The sequence below is a fragment of the Streptomyces goshikiensis genome (genome assembly GCF_014650555.1).
In the GTDB taxonomy this organism is placed as follows: domain Bacteria; phylum Actinomycetota; class Actinomycetes; order Streptomycetales; family Streptomycetaceae; genus Streptomyces; species Streptomyces goshikiensis.
The window spans coordinates 143,672-160,916 of sequence record NZ_BMVE01000003.1 but is presented as its reverse complement, the minus strand read 5'-3'; the positions used below and the strand labels follow the sequence as shown (position 1 = coordinate 160,916).

Below are 17,245 nucleotides of genomic sequence, written 5' to 3'. Positions count from 1 at the left end.
CGACCGCCGGGGCGGTGGCGGGGCCGGACCGTTCGTCCGCTTGACGAACCGGGCCGGCCGCCCGCTCACGACGTACGGCGCGCGGCCGTATACGACGGGGCCGCCGCCGAGCGGTCACCACTTGTTGTGGCAGTTCCAGTGCCCCGGCACCCAGTGACCGACCGAGTGGCCCGGCACCCACTTGCTCTCGACCCAGCCCTTGCCCTTCCAGCCCGGGTGCCAGTTCCCGTGGTGGTCCTTGTAACCGGGGTGCCAGACGCCGGGGTGCCACACCTTCTCGTAATGGCCCTTCACCCAGGTCTTGCCCCAGTGGCCGCGCTCCCACCAGCACCGGTCATTGTGATTCCGCTTGTCGTGGTCGCCCTTGTCGCGGCGGTCGTCCTGACGGTGGTCCTGGCGTTGGTCACGGCCGTCGCCCTGGCCGTTGCCGTTCCACTGACCGTCTCCCCGGCCGTTGCCCTGACCGTCGCCCTGGCCATTGCCTTGGCCATTGCCTTGGCCATTGCCTTGGCCGTCGCCCTGGCGATCACGGTTGTCGTTGTCGTCCGCGTGCGTCGAGCTCACCGCGGAGGAGGTCGTCGTCGGCGCGGCCGACGCGGCGCCGGCCCCGAGGAGGCTTCCTCCGGCGAGCAGACCCGTCGCGGCGACGCCGGCGGATATCTGGCGGAATCGGATGGAAATGGTCACGAAGCTCATCTCCTGCACATCACGCATGACCAGCTGACCAGCTGACCAGCCCTTGGCGAACGGTCCCATCAGTGATTCGGCGCCGCGTGTGCGAGGGATTGGTCAACCCTTCGATATCCATAAAAGTACGCACATTCTACCCAGAAACGCCCCCCGAGGCCCATGCCGCGACGGCCGGCCGGAGCGGGGCCGACGGGGCGCGCCGGGCGGGTGCGCTCATCGCTCAGGGCGCGGGCGGACGTTGAGGGGTGTGGCCGCCCCGGCGAGGAGGCACCGCCCGCGCGGGGGCGGGGGTCAAGTCCCCTGTTCCGACACATGGTTTTAACCTGTTCGGCACATGACAATGTGACCCTCGCTCTGCCACTGATGCCCCGCCAACCGCAGGCGGGGGCGGTGCATGTGAAGAGGTATCCCCCACGTCATGAGCATCCTCCGTCATACCCCATGGGCCGCCGGCGTCGCCGCGGCCGCCTTGTTCCTCGTACCGGCCGCCGCCTCGGCGGGGCAGCAGCGAGCGGCGGCTCCCCACGCCGCCGCTCCCGCCCCCGCCGCCGCGTCCACCTCGACCTCGGCCGTCGACTCGTACTACGCCGGCACCGAGGGGAAGACCGGCGCCGCGCTGAAGTCCGCGCTGCACAACATCATCAAGAACCAGTCCAAGGTGACCTACGACGGCGTGTGGAACGCGCTGAAGGTCACCGACCAGGACCCCGCGAACCCCAACAACGTCATACTCGTGTACTCGGGCCGCTCACAGTCCAAGAACACGAACGGCGGCGGCGCCAACGACTGGAACCGCGAGCACGTCTGGGCCAAGAGCCACGGCGACTTCGGCACCGCGACGGGCCCCGGCACGGACCTGCACCACCTGCGGCCCGAGGACGTCACCGTCAACAGCACCCGCGGCAACAAGGACTTCGACAAGGGCGGCAGCCCGGTCTCCGAGGCCCCGGGCAGCTTCACCGACTCCGACTCCTTCGAGCCGCGCGACGCGGTCAAGGGCGACGTGGCGCGCATGCTCCTCTACATGGCCGTGCGCTACGACGGCGGCGACGGCTTCGCCGACCTGGAGCTGAACGACAAGGTCAACAACGGTTCCGCCCCGCTCATGGGCAAGATCAGCCTGCTGAAGCAGTGGAACCAGATGGACCCGCCGGACGCCTTCGAGCAGCGCCGCAACCAGGTCATATTCGACACCTTCCAGCACAACCGGAACCCGTTCATCGACCACCCCGAGTGGGTCAACTCCATCTGGTAGCCGGGTGCGGACCGGCTCTAGAGCCGGTCCGCGAGCCCCTTGAACTCCGTCCAGGGCTGCTGCGGGGTGCGCGCGTCCCAGACCTTCTGGGACAGCGCCGCCAGCGGGAGCCGGATGCCGGCCGCGACCTGGTCCTGGGTCTGTGCCCCGGCCAGGTCGCTCCAGACGGCGAGCCGCGCGCCCAGGATCTGGTCCGCGTACGCGGCGGGCACCGGGGTGGTCCCGCGCAGCACCAGCGGGGTCCACTGTTCGTAGATCCGCTTGCCGGTGGGGTACGTGAACTGGTTGGGCTGGCCGAGCACGTAGTAGAGGTACTCGTCGTTGAGGTTGACGACCTTGCGGCCCTCCCTCAGGTACTCCAGCGGCGGCCGGGCGCCGTTCTCCTTGCCCGTCCAGTACTCGACCTGGATGTCCTTCGCCGCGCTCGTCACGCCGCCCGCGAAGAAGCCGTCGTTCCACGCCTTGAGCGCCTTGCCCGACGGCCGGACCACGTCCGCGCGGTCGTTCAGCCAGCCCGTCGCGAGGTCCTGGACCCGCGCCGACGGCCCGTACCGCTGCCGGGCCGCGCTGGCGAGCCGCGGGAAGGAGCTCTGCGGGTCGCGGTAGACCAGGGCCTGGTACTCGTCGGCGCCCAGGTGCCAGGCGCCGCCGGGGAACAGCGGCTGGTACTCGCGCAGCAGATCGTCCACGAGCTTGGCGGACGCCGGGTTCGATATGTCCACGGCGCCCTTGACCGCCCGTCCCTGTACGTCGCGCAGCTGTAGGTCGGGGTGGGCGCGCAGCACCGCGCCGAGGTGGCCGGGCGAGTCGATCTCGGGGACCACCGTGATGTGCAGCCGGGAGGCGAGCGCGTTGATCTCGCGCACCTGCGCCTTGGTGAGGTGCGGGGTGGACACGATCTCGGGGTGCGAGGCGGATTCGATCCGGAAGGCCTGGTCGTCGGAGAAGTGCAGGCCGAGCTGGTTGAGCTTCAGGTCGGCCATCTCGCGCAGCCGGTCCTCGATCCAGTCGGGGGTGAAGAACTTGCGGGCGATGTCGAGGTTGAGCCCGCGCTGCGGTTTCGCGGGCGCGTCGCGCACGGTTCCCTCCGGGGCCGAACCTCCTGTCTTCACCGCCTGTTTGAGGGTGCGGGTGCCGTAGAAGACCCCGGCCTCGTCGGGGCCGGTGATCCGGACCTGCCCGTCGCGCACGGTGAGGGTGTACGACTCGGGGGTTCCGGAGTTCTTGGCGCCGAGGGCGAGCTGGACGTCGCCGCGGCGGGGTTCGGCGGCCTCGGCGTAGCCGATGCCGAGTTCACCGGCGAGCAGCTTGCCCTCGTCGGCGAGGGCCGCCTTGTTGGCCGGCGGGACGACGACGCGGGCGTCGGGGGCGGGCTTCCAGCCGGGGCCGCGGGCCGCCTCGTGCTCCCGTACGGCCGGGATGGTGCGGGGGGCCGTGGACAGCGGGTACGAGGGCGTCGGCGAGGGGGGAGGCTCGGTGGCCGGGCTGCCGGTGGCGGCGGACGGAGAGGCGTCCGGCCTCGCGGGGCTCGCCGTACAGCCGGGTATGGAGACGAGGGAGACCAGCGCGGCGACCGTGGCCGTCGCGATCGCGTTGCCTCTCCTGATCCGTATGCACTCGTTCATCGGATGTATCAATTTCATCGGTGTGGTCGGTGCCGTCGGCTGCGTCGGGCTTTCGCGGGACCGTTCGTCATGCCCGTGTGTCCCCCGTACCCAACCTGGCACGGGGGACACGTCGGCGCGACCCGGGGCGCCGGGGCGAAGCGGCCGGTTTCCCGGTCAGTCCTCGGTCGCGCCGTCGAGCGCGGCGAGCGCCTCGGCCGCGAAGGCGTGGTCCTGGTCGGGCGCGCCGCCGCCCACGCCGATCGCGCCGATGAGGCGCCCGTCGCGGTGGACGGGCAGGCCGCCCGCGATGAAGAGCAGCGGCCGGTCGAGGGCCGTGGGCAGGGTGTGGAAGGGCGCGCCGGGCTGGACGGCATCGACGAGGTCGGCGGTCGGGGCGTCCAGCTGGAGGGCCGTGAAGGCCTTGCGGGTGCTGGTCTCGCCGGAGATCAGCACGGCCCGGTCGTCCCGGCGGAAGGCGAGCGGGTGGCCGCCGGCGTCGAGGACGGTGACGCTGACGGTGACCCCGGCGCGCTCGGCGGCGTCAGCGGCGGCGGCGACGAGGAGCTCGGCGTCCCCGGTGGTCAGCGGGGCGACCGCGGTACGGCGGGCGGTACGGACGGTGGTGCGGGACATGCGGGACTCTCCTGTGGAGTGCGGGGCGGGAAGGGGACGGGGCGGTGGCGGATCAGCGGTAGATCAGTGGTGGGCGGGCACGGCCGCGGCCGCCGGGGCGGCGACGGCCGGGCCGCCGCTGCCATCGCTGCCGCCGACGCCGGCCGGGTGCGTTCCGGCCGTACGGCGTTCCAGCGCGCCGGAGACCAGGGCGAGGACCAGCGCGGAGGCGGCCAGCGCGGCGCCGACCCAGTTCGGGGCGGTCCAGCCGAGCCCGGCGGCGATGACGAGCCCGCCCAGCCAGGCGGCGAGCGCGTTGCCGAGGTTGAAGGCGCCGATGTTGACGGCGGAGGCCAGGGTCGGAGCGCCCGCCGCCTGGTCGAGGACGCGCTTTTGCAGCGGCGGCACGGTCGCGAAGCCCAGCGCCCCGATCAGCACGACGGTGACGGCGGCGCCGGCCTTCGTGTGGGCGGTGAGGGTGAACACGGCCAGTACGACGGCCAGCGCGCCCAGGGACACGTACAGCATCGGCATCAGCGCCCGGTCGGCGAACCGGCCGCCGATCAGGTTTCCGGCGACCATGCCGAGGCCGAAGAGCACGAGCAGCCAGGTCACGGAGGTGTCGGCGAAGCCGGCGACGTTGGTCATCATCGGGGTGATGTACGTGATCGCGGCGAAGACCCCGCCGAAACCGAGCACGGTCATCGCCATGGCGAGCAGCACCTGGACGTTGCGGAACGCGGCCAGCTCGTGGCGGATCCGGACGCCCTCGGGCCGGGGCAGCTCGGGGACCAGCTTGGCGATGCCGAGCAGGCCGAGGACGCCGAGGGCGGCGACGACGAGGAAGGTCAGGCGCCAGCCCGCGGTCTGGCCGACGAGGGTGCCGAGCGGGACGCCGACGACGTTGGCCACGGTGAGGCCGGTGAACATCATGGCGATCGCACCGGCCTTCTTCTCGGGGGCGACGAGCCCGGCGGCGACGACGGAACCGATGCCGAAGAAGGCGCCGTGGGCGAGGGAGGCGACCACGCGCCCGGCCAGCATGACGCCGAAGGCGGGGGCGAGCGCGGAGAGCACGTTCCCGGCGATGAACAGGCCCATCAGGAGCATCAGCATCCGCTTGCGGGGGACACGGGTGCCGAGGACGGTCATCAGGGGGGCGCCGAGGACGACGCCGAGGGCGTACCCGGTGACCAGGAAGCCGGCCGTGGGGATGGTGACGCCGTAGTCGGCGGCGACCTCGGGGAGCAGGCCCATGATCACGAACTCGGTGGTTCCGATCCCGAAGGCTCCGATGGCGAGGGCGAGGAGTGCGAGAGGCATGAGGGAGGTGTCTTTCAGGGAGACTGCGCAACGCCGCATCCGGTTGCTTTCGCGGCTTACGAGCGTCCACATTAATTGCAGACGCCGGTTAATTGCAAGCGCGGGCTATTGCGCTAGTGGCCTATCCTGGTGGCACACGCTCGGCACGCTCAGACGGAGGAGTCCATGACGGTCACGGACAGCGCCACCACCGCCCTCTCCCAGGGCTGGTGCGCCCTCTCCCTCCTGCACGGCCGGATCGAGACGCACATCGAGCGCGCGCTCCAGGGCGGGCACGACCTGAGCGTGCGCGAGTACTCGCTGCTGGACGTCCTCAGCCGGCAGCACAGCGGCGTCGGCGGCCACCTGCGCATGCAGCAGGTCGCGGAGTCGGTGGTGCTCAGCCAGAGCGCCACGACGCGCCTGGTCAGCCGGCTGGAGGACCGCGGGCTGCTGAACCGCTACATCTGCGACACCGACCGGCGCGGCATCTACACCGACGTGAGCGAGGCGGGCCTGGCCCTGCTGGCCGCCGCGCGGCCCACGAACGACGCCGCGCTGCGGGAGGCGCTCGACGAGGCCGCCCGGGACCCGAAGCTGGCCCCGCTGGTCGCCGCCGTGGAGAACACGCACCACGACGGCCGGGCGTGACGGTGGGGCCGGCTCAGCGCAGCTGCTCGGCCAGTCCGACGATGAAGCCCTCCGGGCCGCGGAGGTAGCAGAGCAGGTAGCTGTCCTCGAACCGGGCGATCTCGCCGACGAGTTCGGCGCCGTGCGGGCGCATGCGGGCCACGGTGTCCTCGATGTCGTCGACGGCGAACATGACGCGGTGCGTGCCCAGGATGTTGTGCGGCCGGTTGCGCGGTCCGCCGCTGGTGGCCGCGGGGCTTCGGTACTTCGCCAGTTCGAGCCGGCTGTGACCGTCCGGGGTGCGGAGCATCGCGATCTCACAGTGGACGCCGTCGAGTCCGGTGCACTGGTCGGCGAAGAGGCCCTCGACCTCCCCCCTGCCCTCCAGCTCCATACCGAGTTCCACGAAGAACGCGACGGCGGCTCCCAGGTCCTCGACGACAATCCCGACGTTGTCCATCCGCTGAATCGCCATGCCGGTCTCTCCTTCTTCCGCGGGCGGCCGGTGGTGGCCGCCGATGCCCCGGGGACGGAGCCGACGGTACGTTCTCGACATCGGGTCGCCGTCGACCCCGCCCCGACGGCGGGCGCGACACCGAGGGTCAAGCAATGGCCATGGCTTGTTTACTATGTCCTCCCGTTCAGCACGAACCAAAGGGCGGACAGCACATGCGCGTACTCCTGGTCGAGGACGAACCCGACCTCCGCGAGGTCGTGGCGGCCGGCCTCAAGGCCGCCGGCTACGCGGTCGACGGCGCCCACGACTGGCCGGAGGCGGACTTCCTGCTCGACCTGAACGCCTACGACTGCGTCGTCCTGGACCGCATGCTGCCCTCCGGGGACACCCTCCCCGCCCTGGAACACCGGCGCCGCTCCGGCTGGACGACCCCCGTGCTCTGCCTCACCGCGCTGCACACCCTCTCCGACCGGGTCGACGGCTTCCGCTCCGGCGCCGACGACTACCTCCCCAAGCCCTTCGCCATGGAGGAGCTCGTGATGCGGGTCGGCAGCCTGGCCCGGCGCGCGGGGAACCGGCTCCCCGTCCACCTCCGCCACGCCGGCCTGGAGCTGGACGCGGCCCGCCGCGAGGTCCGGCGGGACGGGATCCTGCTCACCCTGACCCACAAGGAGTACGCCGTCCTGCGGCACCTGCTCGTCCACCGCGAGACGGTGGTCACCCGCGCCGCGCTGGTCGAGCACTGCTGGGACGAGATGGCCGACCCCGTCTCGAACGTCGTCGACGCCGTCGTGGCCGGCCTGCGGCGCAAGCTCGGCCCGCCGCCCCTGATCCGCACCGTCCGCGGCCACGGCTTCCTGCTCGGCGGCGAAGACGACGGCGACGACGGAGACGCCCCCGCCCACGGCCGCCCCGGCGGCCGCCGGGCTCCCCGGTGACCGGTGCCGCGCGGACGCCGAAGACGGCCCGCGGACGAGCCGGCCGCCTGCGGTCGCCCGCCCGCAGGCGCCTGCGGCGGCTCCAGCTCAGGCTGACCCTGGCCTCCACCCTCATCACCCTGGCCGGCGTCAGCGCGCTGTCCTGGATGGTGATCCGCACCGACGAGCGCTCCTGGCGCGCCGCCGCCTACGACGAGATGGACCAGCGCGCCGCCGTCAGCACCTCGCTGATCTACTACACGGACGACGGCCTCCAGCTCGACGGCCTCTACGACGACGAGGCCACCCGCGGCGCCCCCCGCGTACGGGTGCTGCACGCGGCGCCCGGCGGCACGCTGCGCCTGGTCTTCACCTCCCCCGGGCCGGCCAACCCCGCCGTGGCCGAGGACCGGCTGGCCGCGCTCGCCCGCACCGCGATGGACCGCGACGACACCGTACGGACCGAGGCACCCGACTCCCGGGGCGCCGCCGCCTACCTGCTGGCCCGCCCCTTCCACCACGACGAGACGCAGGAGGTGCGCGGCGCGGTCGTGGTCGTCGGCGACCCGTCCCAGTGGATGGCCGAGCACCGCCGGCTGGCCGCCTCCGTCCTCGTCGGAGCCGGGCTGCTCACCGCCCTGGCCGCCGCGACGGGACACCTGCTGTCCGGCCGCAGCCTGCGGCCGGCCTGGCAGTCGCTGGAGGCCCAGGAGCGCATCCTCGCCGACGCCGCCCACGAGCTGCGGACCCCGGTCGCGGTGATGCGCAGCTCGGTCGACGTCGCGGGCACCGACCCGCGCGGTCCGGGCCCGCACCTGCCGCGCATCCGCCGGGCCACCGAGCGCCTGACGGACGTCGTCGACAACGTCCTCACCCGCGGCCGCCTCCAGGCCGCCGGGCCGGACCTGCGGGCCGTCCCGCTGCGGCTCGACCAGCTGGTCGAGCAGGCCTGCGAGGAACTGGCGGCCGGCCCCCACGTGCTGACCACCTCCCTCGACGCGTCCGTGGTCACCGCGGACCCGGCGCTCGTCCGCATCGCCGTCCGCAACCTCCTCGACAACGCGGTGCGCCACGGCGCCACCCAGGCCCCCGCGCCCGCCGCCGGCCGCGCGGAGGTGCACGTCATGGTCCGCGGCGCGACCGTGGCCGTGGCCGACCGGGGCCCGGGCATCGCGGCCGCCGACCTGCCCGCCCTGACGGAGCGGTTCCGCTCGCCGGGCGGCGGCACCGGCATCGGTCTGTCCCTGGTCTCCGAGATCGCCGCCGCGCACGGCGGCGACCTCACGGCGGACCTCCGCCCCGGCGGCGGCACCCTGGTCCGCCTCTCACTGGGCCCCGGAGACCCGGGCCCCGCCCACGCGGGCGGCCCGACACGGTTCTAGCGGAACCGCACCTCATCAATTCCTCACGATCACTCCCGCAGGATGCGAATACCTCATCGCACCTCGCACAGGAGAACGTGTGCCGAAACACTCCACCACCCCGTTCCTGCGCCGCAAGGCCACCCTGGCCGCGGCCGCCGCGGGCGTCGCCGTCGCCGTCGGAGCGGGCCTGATGCTCTCCCAGGCCTCCGCCGGCCAGGCCTCCTCCCCCCGCCTCCCCGTGGCGAACGTGTCCTTCGACTACCAGATCGGCGCGCCCTACACGCCGCCCAAGGGCGTGGGCGCGGTCTCCCGGGACCGCTCCGCCCCGCCCGCCGCCGGGCTGTACAACGTCTGCTACATCAACGCCTTCCAGGCCCAGCCCGACGCCCTGGGCTGGTGGCAGAAGAACCACCCCGACCTCGTACTGCGCGACTCCTCCCAGCGCCCGGTCGTCGACGAGGACTGGGGCGAGGCCCTCCTCGACACCTCGACGGCCGACAAGCGCACCCGGCTCGCCAAGGTCGTCGGAGACTGGATCAGCGGCTGCGCCCGCAGCGGCTACCAGGCCGTCGAGCCGGACAACCTGGACTCCTTCTCCCGCTCCGGCGGCCGGCTGAAGAAGGCCGACAACGCCGCCTTCGCGAAGCTGCTCGCCGACCGCGCCCACGCGGCGGGCCTCGCCATCGGCCAGAAGAACACCGCCGACCTGCTCCCCGACCGGACGAAGATCGGCTTCGACTTCGCCGTCGCCGAGGAGTGCGGCCAGTACGACGAGTGCGGCGACTTCGCGAAGGCCTACGCGAACCGCGTGTTCGTCATCGAGTACCAGAACTCCGGCTACAACAAGGCCTGCTCCGCCTGGGGCTCCAAGCTCTCCGTCGTCCAGCGCGACCTGGACGTCACGGCCCCCGGCTCCAAGGCGTACCGCTTCCGCACCTGCTGACCCCTCCGGTCCCGGCCTCTCCCGCCCCCCTTCGGGAGAGGCCGCTGCGGCATGCCCGGCGGGACCGGGCCTAGAAGCCCGGCGCGCGCGAGCTCGTCGCGCTGTGCGCGGCCGACGGGGTGACGGTGCCGGTGGGCGGCCCCGAGAACGACGGGGCCGAGGACCGGGCGGGGCCGGACGGGGAGCCCGACGGCGACGGGGCCCGCGAGGGCGGGGCGGGCGAGCGCGACGGCAGCCCCGACGGCGAGGAGGACACGGAGGGGCCCGGCGGTGTCCGGCTCCCCCCGGGCGTCGGCGACGGCGACGGTGACGCTCCCGGCGTCGGCGTGCCCGATCCCGGTGTCGGACCGGGGGTGCTGATCTCGGGCGGGGCGGCGGGCGGCTCCGGGCGGGCCGGTCCGGACCCGGGCGCGAGGACGACGTACCCGATCACCGTGGCCGCCGCGGCCAGCCCGGCCGCCACGGGCAGCACGAAGCGGCGCGTCCCGTACGCCCGCAGCCACGCGGGGCGGGAGCCGCGCGCGCGGGGCCCCGGCGGATCCGCGGGGCGCAGGTCGCGCACGGTGATCTCGTCCGCCCGCGCGGCCAGCGCCTGGCGCAGCCGCCGCTCGACGGGGCGCTCGGCCGGGTGGCCGCCCGGCGATTCGCCGTACGAGGTCATATCCGTCCCTCCAGGATCCGTTCCAGCGCGTCCAGCCCCCGGCTCGCGTTCGATTTGACGGCGCCCCGGCTGATGCCGAGCGTGTCGGCTATCTCCGCCTCGCTCAGGTCGGCCCAGTAGCGCAGCACCAGCACCTGCCGCCGGCGCGGGGTCAGCCGCCCCAGGGCGGCGAGCACTTCGCGGTGCGCCTCGTCGAGGACGACGTGCGCCTCGGCGGAGGGTACGTCGACGGCGGCGGGCGGGGTCCACGCGCGAGCCGTCCGTCTGCGGCGCAGCACGGAGCGGGAGGTGTTCACCACGGCGGTGCGCAGGTAGCCCAGCGCGTTGTCCACCTCCGTGATGTTCTCCCCGTGCCGCCGGTACAGGGCGGTGAAGGCGTCCTGCACCACGTCCTCGGCGGTGGCCGGGTCGTCGACGAGCAGCACCGCGAGGCGCACCATGCGCAGCCGGTGCGCGTGGTAGAGCGCGCTGACGGTCGGCGGCTGCCCGCTCTCCCCGTGTCCGGGGCCGGTGCCTTCGTGGCCCGGGTCGTAGGTGTACGAGAACCGGCGCGGCTGGGGCTCGGCGGCCGGGGCGGGACGCTCTCGGCGCAGCAGCCACCACCACGGGCCCCGCCGCTCCCGGCCGTGACCGGGAGCGAGGGGGCCTGCGGTTGAGACGAGGTGGAGCACAGGATTCCTCAGCTGCTGACGCGGCGCCGCACGGTGTACAGGGCGCCGGCACCGACCGCGATGAGCCCTGCGGCGCCGGCGCCGAGGGCCATGGTGGTGGTGGAGGAGCCAGTATGCGCGAGCTCGGAGGAACCGGATCCGCCGGGGGCGGCACTGGGCGAGGCGGACGGAGCGGCACTGGGCGAGGCGGACGGGGTGGCGCCCGGGCGGGTCGGCGCCGGGGAGGGCGTGGCGGAGCCCGGGGCGGCGCTCACCGACGGAGCCGGGGCGGACGTCGCCGGGACGCTGCGGCTGGGGGTGGGGGTGGGCGTGCCGCGCGGCGGGACGCTGGCGCTGGGCACCGGGCTCGCGCTCGCACCGGGCGTCGGGCTGGCGGACGGCCCCGTCGCGGCGAAGGCCGGCCCGGCCGCGAGAGCGATGGCCGCTGCGGCGACGGCGGTGGTGACGGCCGCCGCCCGGCGGGCGGTCGAGGGGACGCTCTTCAGGTTCTTCACGGTGGTTCTCCGGTTCTCCACGGTCGGTGAGGGGCGCGGATCACGCCCTTCACCCCCGCACGACGCGCGACCCCGCCGGAGGTTGCCGCCCGGAAGAAAAAACTTTTCGCCGCCTTCGCCGGCCGGTCGGCGAGGGCGGCCACCAGTGCGGGCCGGGATGGCCCGCCTTGACCCGGCGTCAGCTTCGCCGCGTGCGCCGGGAGATCCGGGAGAGCCGGTCACGGGCCTCGCCGAGGAGCGCGACGCCCTCCTCGATCTCGCTGACCGGGCCCGCCGCGTAACCGAGGATCAGCCCCGGCGGGCCCGGCCGCAGGCGGTGCCAGGACAGGGGGTGCGCCTTGACGCCGAGAGCGAGGGCCGCCGAGGCGAGGGCGGTGTCCTCGAAGCCGGCCCCGGAACCGTCCTCGTCGAAGGTGACCATCAGGTGCAGCCCCGCCGCCGCGCCGTGCACACGGGCGCCCGGCAGGTGGGCGGCGACGGCCCGCAGCATCGCGTCCCGGCGGCCGCGGTGGCGCCGCCGCACGAAGCGCAGATGGCGTTCCAGCTCCCCGGAGTCCATCAGGTCGGCCAGCACCAGCTGGGCGAGGACCGCGTTGCCGAGGTCCGCGTACCGTTTGGCCTCCACCACCGCGTCCCGGTACCGGGGCGGGGCCAGCAGCCAGCCCAGCCGCAGCGCGGGCGCGAGCAGCTTGGACACGCTGCCCGCGTAACAGACCCGCTCGGGCAGCAGCGCCTTCAGCGCGGGGACGGGCGCGCGGTCGTAGCGGTGCTCGGCGTCGTAGTCGTCCTCGATGACCACGCCCCCCTCGGCCGCCCAGCCCAGCAGCTCCCTGCGGCGTTCGCCGTCGAGGACGACCCCGGTCGGGAACTGGTGGGCCGGCGTCAGCAGGACCGCCCCGGCCCCGCAGGCCCGCAGCGCGGCCACGTCCAGCCCGGACGCGTCCACCCGTACCGCCGCCGTGGACAGCCGCCCGTACTCCAGTTGCTGCCGGGCGCCGAGCGAGCCGGGGTCCTCCACCGCGACCCGCCGGACCCCGTCCTCGCGGAGCACCTGCGCGAGGAGCGCCAGTGCCTGGGCGACCCCGGCGACGATCACCACCTCGTCGGGGTCGGCCCGGATGCCCCGGTTGCGGGCCAGCCAGCCGGCCACCGCCTCCCGCAGCGCCGGCGCGCCCTGTGGATCCCCGTAGCCGAAGTCGGCCGGGGTGAGTCCGCCGAGGACCCGGCGTTCCGCTCGCAGCCAGGCGGTACGGGGGAAGGCCGCCAGGTCGGGTACGCCGGGCGAGAGGTCGATCCGGCAGGGCTCCGCGCGCAGCGCGTCGACCAGCCCGCCTCGGGCCGGGGTGCGCACGGGCGCGGCGGGTGCGGGCGGCGGGGCCGCGACGACCACGGTGCCGGCCCGGCCGCGCCCCGCGACCTGGCCGGTCTCGGCCAGCCGCTGGTAGGCCTCGGTGACCAGGCCGCGCGAGACGCCGAGTTCGGCGGCGAGGACCCGGCTGGCGGGCAGCCGGGTGCCGACCGGGAGCGTGCCGTCGGCGATCGCGGCGCGCAGCCGCCCGGCGAGCCACTCGGTACGGCCGCCGGCGGGGGCCCGGTCGGGGTCGAGCTGGAGGAAGTCCGAGCCGCCGAGGAGGGCGGACCCGGGTGCGGACCCGGTCGCGGAGCCCGTTGTGGAGCGCGTTTTGGACCCCTGGGACAGAGGGTCATTGGACCTGCTCATGGGTCCATTCTGGGCCCAGGCTCGACGGTATGGAGCCACTGACCACCCACCCCGCGCCCGTATCCGTATCCGCATCCGCATCCGTTTCCGCGTCAGCCCCGGTGGCCGCCCCGTCCGCCGCGCTGCGCGACCTCGTGCCCGGGATCGCCGGCATGGCGCTGGTCGGCAGCAGCGTCACCGTCTCCCGCTCGCTGGTCGACGCCCCGCTGTTCGCCACCCAGGCCGTCCGGTACGCGGCCGCCGCGCTGATCCTGTTCGCCCTCGCCCGGGCCGCCCGGGTGCCGGTGCGGCGCCCGCGCGGCCGGGAGTGGCTGTGGCTGGCGGGGATCGCCGCGACGGGTCTGGTGCTGTTCAACGTGGCCGTCGTACGCGGTGTCGCGCACGCCGAACCGGCCGTCATCGCGGTCGCGGTGGCCTCCGTACCGGTCCTCCTCGGGGTGATCGGCCCGTTCCTGGAGGGCCGCCGGCCCAGCCGCAGGATCCTGCTGGCCGCCCCGGTCGTGGTGGCCGGGGCCGTGCTGGTGGAGGGGACCGGCCGGACGGACGCCGCCGGGGTGGCGTGGGCCGCGCTCGCGCTGGGCTGCGAGGCGGGGTTCACGCTGCTCGCGGTGCCGGTGCTGCGGCGGCACGGCGCGTGGGGGGTGTCGCTGCACGCGGTGTGGCTGGGGGCGGTGATGCTGGCGGGGCTCACCTTGCTGTGCGAGGGCCCGGCGGACCTCGCGGAGCTGGGCCCGCGGCAGTGGGCGGCCGCCGGGTACCTGGCCGTGATGGTGACGGCGGTGGCGTTCCTGCTCTGGTACCGCACCGTGGCCGCGGTCGGCTCCGGCCGGGCCGGGCTGCTGACCGGTGTCGCCCCGCTCGCCGCGGCCGGCGGCGGGGTGTGCGCGGGCGGCGGGGTACCGGGGCCGGCGGTGTGGCTGGGCCTGGCCGTGGTCGTCGCCGGGCTGGCGGCGGGGCTGCGGGAACCCGCGGCGCGTCCGGCCCCTTGAGGGCCGGGCCCGGCCGGTGGCGTCGGGCCGCCCGGCCACCGCCGGTCCTGGCAAGATGGCCGCATGGAACGCGTACGTGGAATCGGTGGCTACTTCATGCGGGCGGCCGACCCGGCGGCCCTCGGCGCCTGGTACCGCGAGTGCCTGGGCCTGGACGTCGACGAGCACGGCCTGTGGCATCAGGAGACCGGGCCGACGGTGTTCGCGACGTTCGAGTCCGGGACCGACTACTTCGGGTCCCGCGCGCAGCACACCATGCTCAACTTCCGGGTCCGCGACCTGGACGCGATGCTCGCGCAACTGCGCGCCAAGGGAGCCGACGTGGCCGGGGAGACCCAGGACATGGAGGGTGTCGGCCGGTTCGGCTGGGTCACCGATCCCGAGGGCAACCGGGTCGAGCTGTGGCAGCCCGCCTGAGGGGTCAGCCGGTCGCGGGGACCAGCACCACGGCCGTCCCGTACGCGCACACCTCGGTGCCGACGTCGGCGGCGTCCGTCACGTCGAAGCGCATCATCAGGACCGCGTTCGCGCCGCGCGCCTTCGCGGCCTCGATGAGCCGCTCCATGGCCTGGTTGCGGGTCTCCACCAGTGTCTTGGTCAGGCCCTTCAGCTCGCCGCCGATCATCGACTTCAGACCGGCGCCGATCTGGCTGCCCAGGTGGCGGGAGCGCACGGTGAGGCCGAAGACCTCCCCGATGACCTGCTCGACCCGGTAGCCGGGGACGTCGTTGGTCGTCACGACCAGGACGCCGGTCTGCTGGGCCCCGGGGCCGCCGCTGTAGTCTTCGATACCCATGCGGCCACTCTGGATCCGGTGGCCGCCGCCCGCATCCTGAGCGGCCCGGACGGTGGCGGCGCACAAGACGGGCCCCGCGGCGATGCCGACGCCGTGCCGCACGTCAACCCCCCTGAGTACAACCTGGGTTGTACGGGGTCCCCACCCTGGGAAGTAGGCGGACTTCACCCTGTGGACGGGCGCGGCCGGGGGCGGGCCGCCCGTAGATTTCCCCGAGCCGGACTCATACCGGCATCGGCCCTTCCCCCCGGGCCTCCGCCGCGCGGCCGTGCCCGTACGGGGGCGGGCACGGCCCCGCATCGTACGCGCGGGCGTCGCATGCGCTCAGCCGTGAGCGAACCGCGCGCGGTGTCGCAGCCCGCGCGGGAGACGGTCCGGTTGCCACAGACGGCCGCGCGAAGGCGCGCAAAGACGAGTTGCGAACGACAGCGCGAACCGGCCGACCCCGCCCCACTAGCCCAAACGCCCGGCCCGGGTCGGCGTCTTTGCCATACGCAACCCAGCGAATTTCCCATCTGCATGTGCAGACGCCTCGCGCAGCAAGCGGGCACGTTTCTTTTCTGACCGCTTGCCTCCCGCCCATTCGATCAATATCGATCAAAGACATACGAAGTAGAGATGGAATCTCCCGAAAAGATGACCATATCGAGGCCTGATCACAGGGCTTCGGGATTGCATGGATCGAGGGCCGATCAGTTAGCGACAGCGCGGCGCAAAGGGCAGGGGCTGACATGTAAGGTCGGCTTTCCGCAGGCAGTGGAGTTTCTTTCACGCACTGCGCGCGGCGGCGGCCCCGGGATGCACCCCCGGGGCCGCCGGCGAGTCCGCAAAAAGCCAGAAAAGGAAATTCGCATGACTCACCAGAAGAAGCGGCGGCGCCACACACGCGCCCCGGCCCCTTCCGCCGCCATTATGTCCGCCCCGCCGGACGAGGAGGGCCCGCCGGCGGAATCCGGCGACGTCCCGCCGCTCTGGGCGAGCCTCGTCCCGGTCGCCGTGCACGTGAGCGGAGCGGTCCTGCTGCTCGCGCTCACGCCCGAGCCCTGGGCGGCCGCCCCCCGGCTGCTGGCCGACCTCACCGAGGCCGCCCGGGTCTGCTGTGCGCAGTGGGCCCGCCGCCGCGACCTGCGCCGCCGCCGGTCCTGACGGCCCGCCGCGGGGGCGGCGGCCTCCGGGCCGCCGCCCCCGGTTCGCCTGTCTTGAACCCCATCGAGTGATTGGCATGCCCTCGGGCGACTCCCTACCATGAGCGCTTATCCCAACCCGCAGGCCTCTGACGAAGGCCACAAGGAGGGCTCATGGAGTTAGGGCAGGACCCACACACACCCTTGATTGACATGCACACCCCGAGCGTGGCCCGGATGTACGACTGGCTCCTCGGCGGAGTCGAGAACTACGCGAGCGATCGCGCCGCGTGCGCCGACCTCCTGCGCATCGCCCCGAGCACCCAGCTCCTCGCCCGCAACAACCGGGCCTTCCTGCGCCGCGTGGTCCGCATCCTGGTGGAGGACTACGGGATCCAGCAGTTCCTCGACCACGGTTCCGGCCTGCCCACGCAGGACAACGTCCACGAAGTGGCGCAGCGCGCCCACCCGGACTGCAAGGTCGCGTACATCGACAACGACCCGATGGTGCTGGCGCACGCCCGGACCATGCTGGACGAGAACGCGGGCACGGTCGTCGTCCACGCGGACCTGCGCGAGACCGGGCGGATCCGGCGTGAGACGGAGCCGTTCCTCGACTGGGAGCAGCCCATCGCCGCCCTGTTCGTGTCCGTCCTGCACTGCATCCCCGACGGGGACGAGCACCGCTCCCCCGCGCTCGTGGTGCGCGAGACGGCCGATCTGCTGCCGGACGGCAGCTTCATGGTGATCTGCCAGCTCGTCAGCGACGACCCCGTCGTGCGCCAGGACGTCACGAAGCTCATGGAGGACGCCACCCACGGCCACTGGGGCCGGGTCCGGGAGCCGCACGAGGTCCGGCGGTACTTCGACGGCCTGGAGATCCTCGATCCCGGTCTGGTCGACGTGGTCGACTGGCGGCCGGACGGCCCGCCCCCGCGCGCCCAGGACCGGCCCACGGACTGGGTGGAGTGGGGCGGCGTGGCCCGCGTCCCCACCCGGCGGCACTGAACTCC

18 protein-coding genes are annotated in these 17,245 nt (G+C 73.8%); 9 read left to right on the top strand and 9 right to left on the bottom strand.

Annotation, left to right across the window (positions count from 1 at the left end; translation table 11 throughout):
* Positions 1-114: 114 nt before the first annotated feature.
* Entirely contained in the window at positions 115-756 is a 642-nt protein-coding gene (locus tag IE248_RS10835) for a hypothetical protein (RefSeq protein ID WP_190030847.1), read from the bottom strand.
* 352 nt (positions 757-1,108) lie between these two features.
* Between IE248_RS10835 and IE248_RS10830 the strand changes: the two genes are divergently transcribed.
* Complete coding sequence (locus IE248_RS10830) at positions 1,109-1,945, top strand: endonuclease I family protein (RefSeq protein WP_190030596.1); 837 nt, start codon at positions 1,109-1,111, stop codon at positions 1,943-1,945.
* 17 nt (positions 1,946-1,962) lie between these two features.
* On the opposite strand, the gene IE248_RS10825 is transcribed toward IE248_RS10830, so the two are convergent.
* The 3 genes from IE248_RS10825 to IE248_RS10815 form a co-directional block, all read right to left on the bottom strand.
* On the bottom strand, positions 1,963-3,570 hold the full coding sequence (locus IE248_RS10825) for a beta-N-acetylhexosaminidase (protein ID WP_190030595.1): 1,608 nt from the start codon (positions 3,568-3,570) through the stop codon (positions 1,963-1,965).
* A 156-nt stretch (positions 3,571-3,726) separates the two neighbouring features.
* Positions 3,727-4,185, bottom strand: coding sequence for a GlcG/HbpS family heme-binding protein (locus tag IE248_RS10820; protein WP_190030594.1), 459 nt, complete (start codon positions 4,183-4,185; stop codon positions 3,727-3,729).
* 63 nt (positions 4,186-4,248) lie between these two features.
* On the bottom strand, positions 4,249-5,487 hold the full coding sequence (locus IE248_RS10815; protein ID WP_190030593.1) for an MFS transporter: 1,239 nt from the start codon (positions 5,485-5,487) through the stop codon (positions 4,249-4,251).
* A 165-nt stretch (positions 5,488-5,652) separates the two neighbouring features.
* On the opposite strand from IE248_RS10815, the gene IE248_RS10810 reads away from it, so the two are divergent.
* Positions 5,653-6,117: a MarR family winged helix-turn-helix transcriptional regulator gene (locus tag IE248_RS10810; protein ID WP_008744049.1), complete on the top strand. Its 465-nt coding sequence runs from the start codon at positions 5,653-5,655 to the stop codon at positions 6,115-6,117.
* Positions 6,118-6,130: 13 nt separating this feature from the next.
* Here IE248_RS10810 and IE248_RS10805 read toward each other — a convergent pair whose 3' ends face one another.
* Positions 6,131-6,571, bottom strand: a complete 441-nt coding sequence (locus IE248_RS10805; RefSeq protein WP_100580955.1) for a VOC family protein — start codon at positions 6,569-6,571, stop codon at positions 6,131-6,133.
* 194 nt (positions 6,572-6,765) lie between these two features.
* Here IE248_RS10805 and IE248_RS10800 point away from each other — a divergent pair, with 194 nt between their 5' ends.
* The 3 genes from IE248_RS10800 (at position 6,766) to IE248_RS10790 (ending at position 9,777) form a co-directional block, all read left to right on the top strand.
* Complete coding sequence (locus IE248_RS10800; protein ID WP_190030592.1) at positions 6,766-7,491, top strand: response regulator transcription factor; 726 nt, start codon at positions 6,766-6,768, stop codon at positions 7,489-7,491.
* Positions 7,488-8,852, top strand: coding sequence for a sensor histidine kinase (locus IE248_RS10795; protein ID WP_190030591.1), 1,365 nt, complete (start codon positions 7,488-7,490; stop codon positions 8,850-8,852). Before IE248_RS10800 ends, IE248_RS10795 begins: the two co-directional genes overlap by 4 nt.
* A gap of 79 nt (positions 8,853-8,931) precedes the next feature.
* Complete coding sequence (locus IE248_RS10790) at positions 8,932-9,777, top strand: endo alpha-1,4 polygalactosaminidase (RefSeq protein ID WP_073798533.1); 846 nt, start codon at positions 8,932-8,934, stop codon at positions 9,775-9,777.
* A gap of 70 nt (positions 9,778-9,847) precedes the next feature.
* Here IE248_RS10790 and IE248_RS10785 read toward each other — a convergent pair whose 3' ends face one another.
* The 3 genes from IE248_RS10785 to pdxR form a co-directional block, all read right to left on the bottom strand.
* Positions 9,848-10,438 carry a hypothetical protein gene (locus tag IE248_RS10785; protein WP_190030590.1) on the bottom strand — a complete coding sequence of 197 codons (591 nt, stop codon included), beginning with the start codon at positions 10,436-10,438 and terminating at the stop codon, positions 9,848-9,850.
* On the bottom strand, positions 10,435-11,109 hold the full coding sequence (locus IE248_RS10780) for an RNA polymerase sigma factor (RefSeq protein ID WP_079196293.1): 675 nt from the start codon (positions 11,107-11,109) through the stop codon (positions 10,435-10,437). Before IE248_RS10780 ends, IE248_RS10785 begins: the two co-directional genes overlap by 4 nt.
* A gap of 672 nt (positions 11,110-11,781) precedes the next feature.
* Complete coding sequence (gene pdxR / locus IE248_RS10775) at positions 11,782-13,323, bottom strand: MocR-like pyridoxine biosynthesis transcription factor PdxR (protein ID WP_190030589.1); 1,542 nt, start codon at positions 13,321-13,323, stop codon at positions 11,782-11,784.
* Positions 13,324-13,352: 29 nt separating this feature from the next.
* On the opposite strand from pdxR, the gene IE248_RS10770 reads away from it, so the two are divergent.
* Complete coding sequence (locus IE248_RS10770) at positions 13,353-14,312, top strand: EamA family transporter (RefSeq protein ID WP_190030588.1); 960 nt, start codon at positions 13,353-13,355, stop codon at positions 14,310-14,312.
* 63 nt (positions 14,313-14,375) lie between these two features.
* Positions 14,376-14,729, top strand: coding sequence for a VOC family protein (locus IE248_RS10765; protein ID WP_073798529.1), 354 nt, complete (start codon positions 14,376-14,378; stop codon positions 14,727-14,729).
* Between the two features lie 4 nt (positions 14,730-14,733).
* Here IE248_RS10765 and IE248_RS10760 read toward each other — a convergent pair whose 3' ends face one another.
* Positions 14,734-15,108 (bottom strand): YbjQ family protein, encoded by a 375-nt coding sequence (locus IE248_RS10760; protein WP_037800117.1) that lies wholly within the window; start codon positions 15,106-15,108, stop codon positions 14,734-14,736.
* 852 nt (positions 15,109-15,960) lie between these two features.
* Between IE248_RS10760 and IE248_RS10755 the strand changes: the two genes are divergently transcribed.
* Together IE248_RS10755 and IE248_RS10750 are read left to right on the top strand one after the other, a co-directional pair.
* Positions 15,961-16,254: a hypothetical protein gene (locus IE248_RS10755; RefSeq protein WP_073798528.1), complete on the top strand. Its 294-nt coding sequence runs from the start codon at positions 15,961-15,963 to the stop codon at positions 16,252-16,254.
* Between the two features lie 152 nt (positions 16,255-16,406).
* Entirely contained in the window at positions 16,407-17,240 is an 834-nt protein-coding gene (locus IE248_RS10750) for an SAM-dependent methyltransferase (protein ID WP_073779291.1), read from the top strand.
* Positions 17,241-17,245 lie beyond the last annotated feature (5 nt).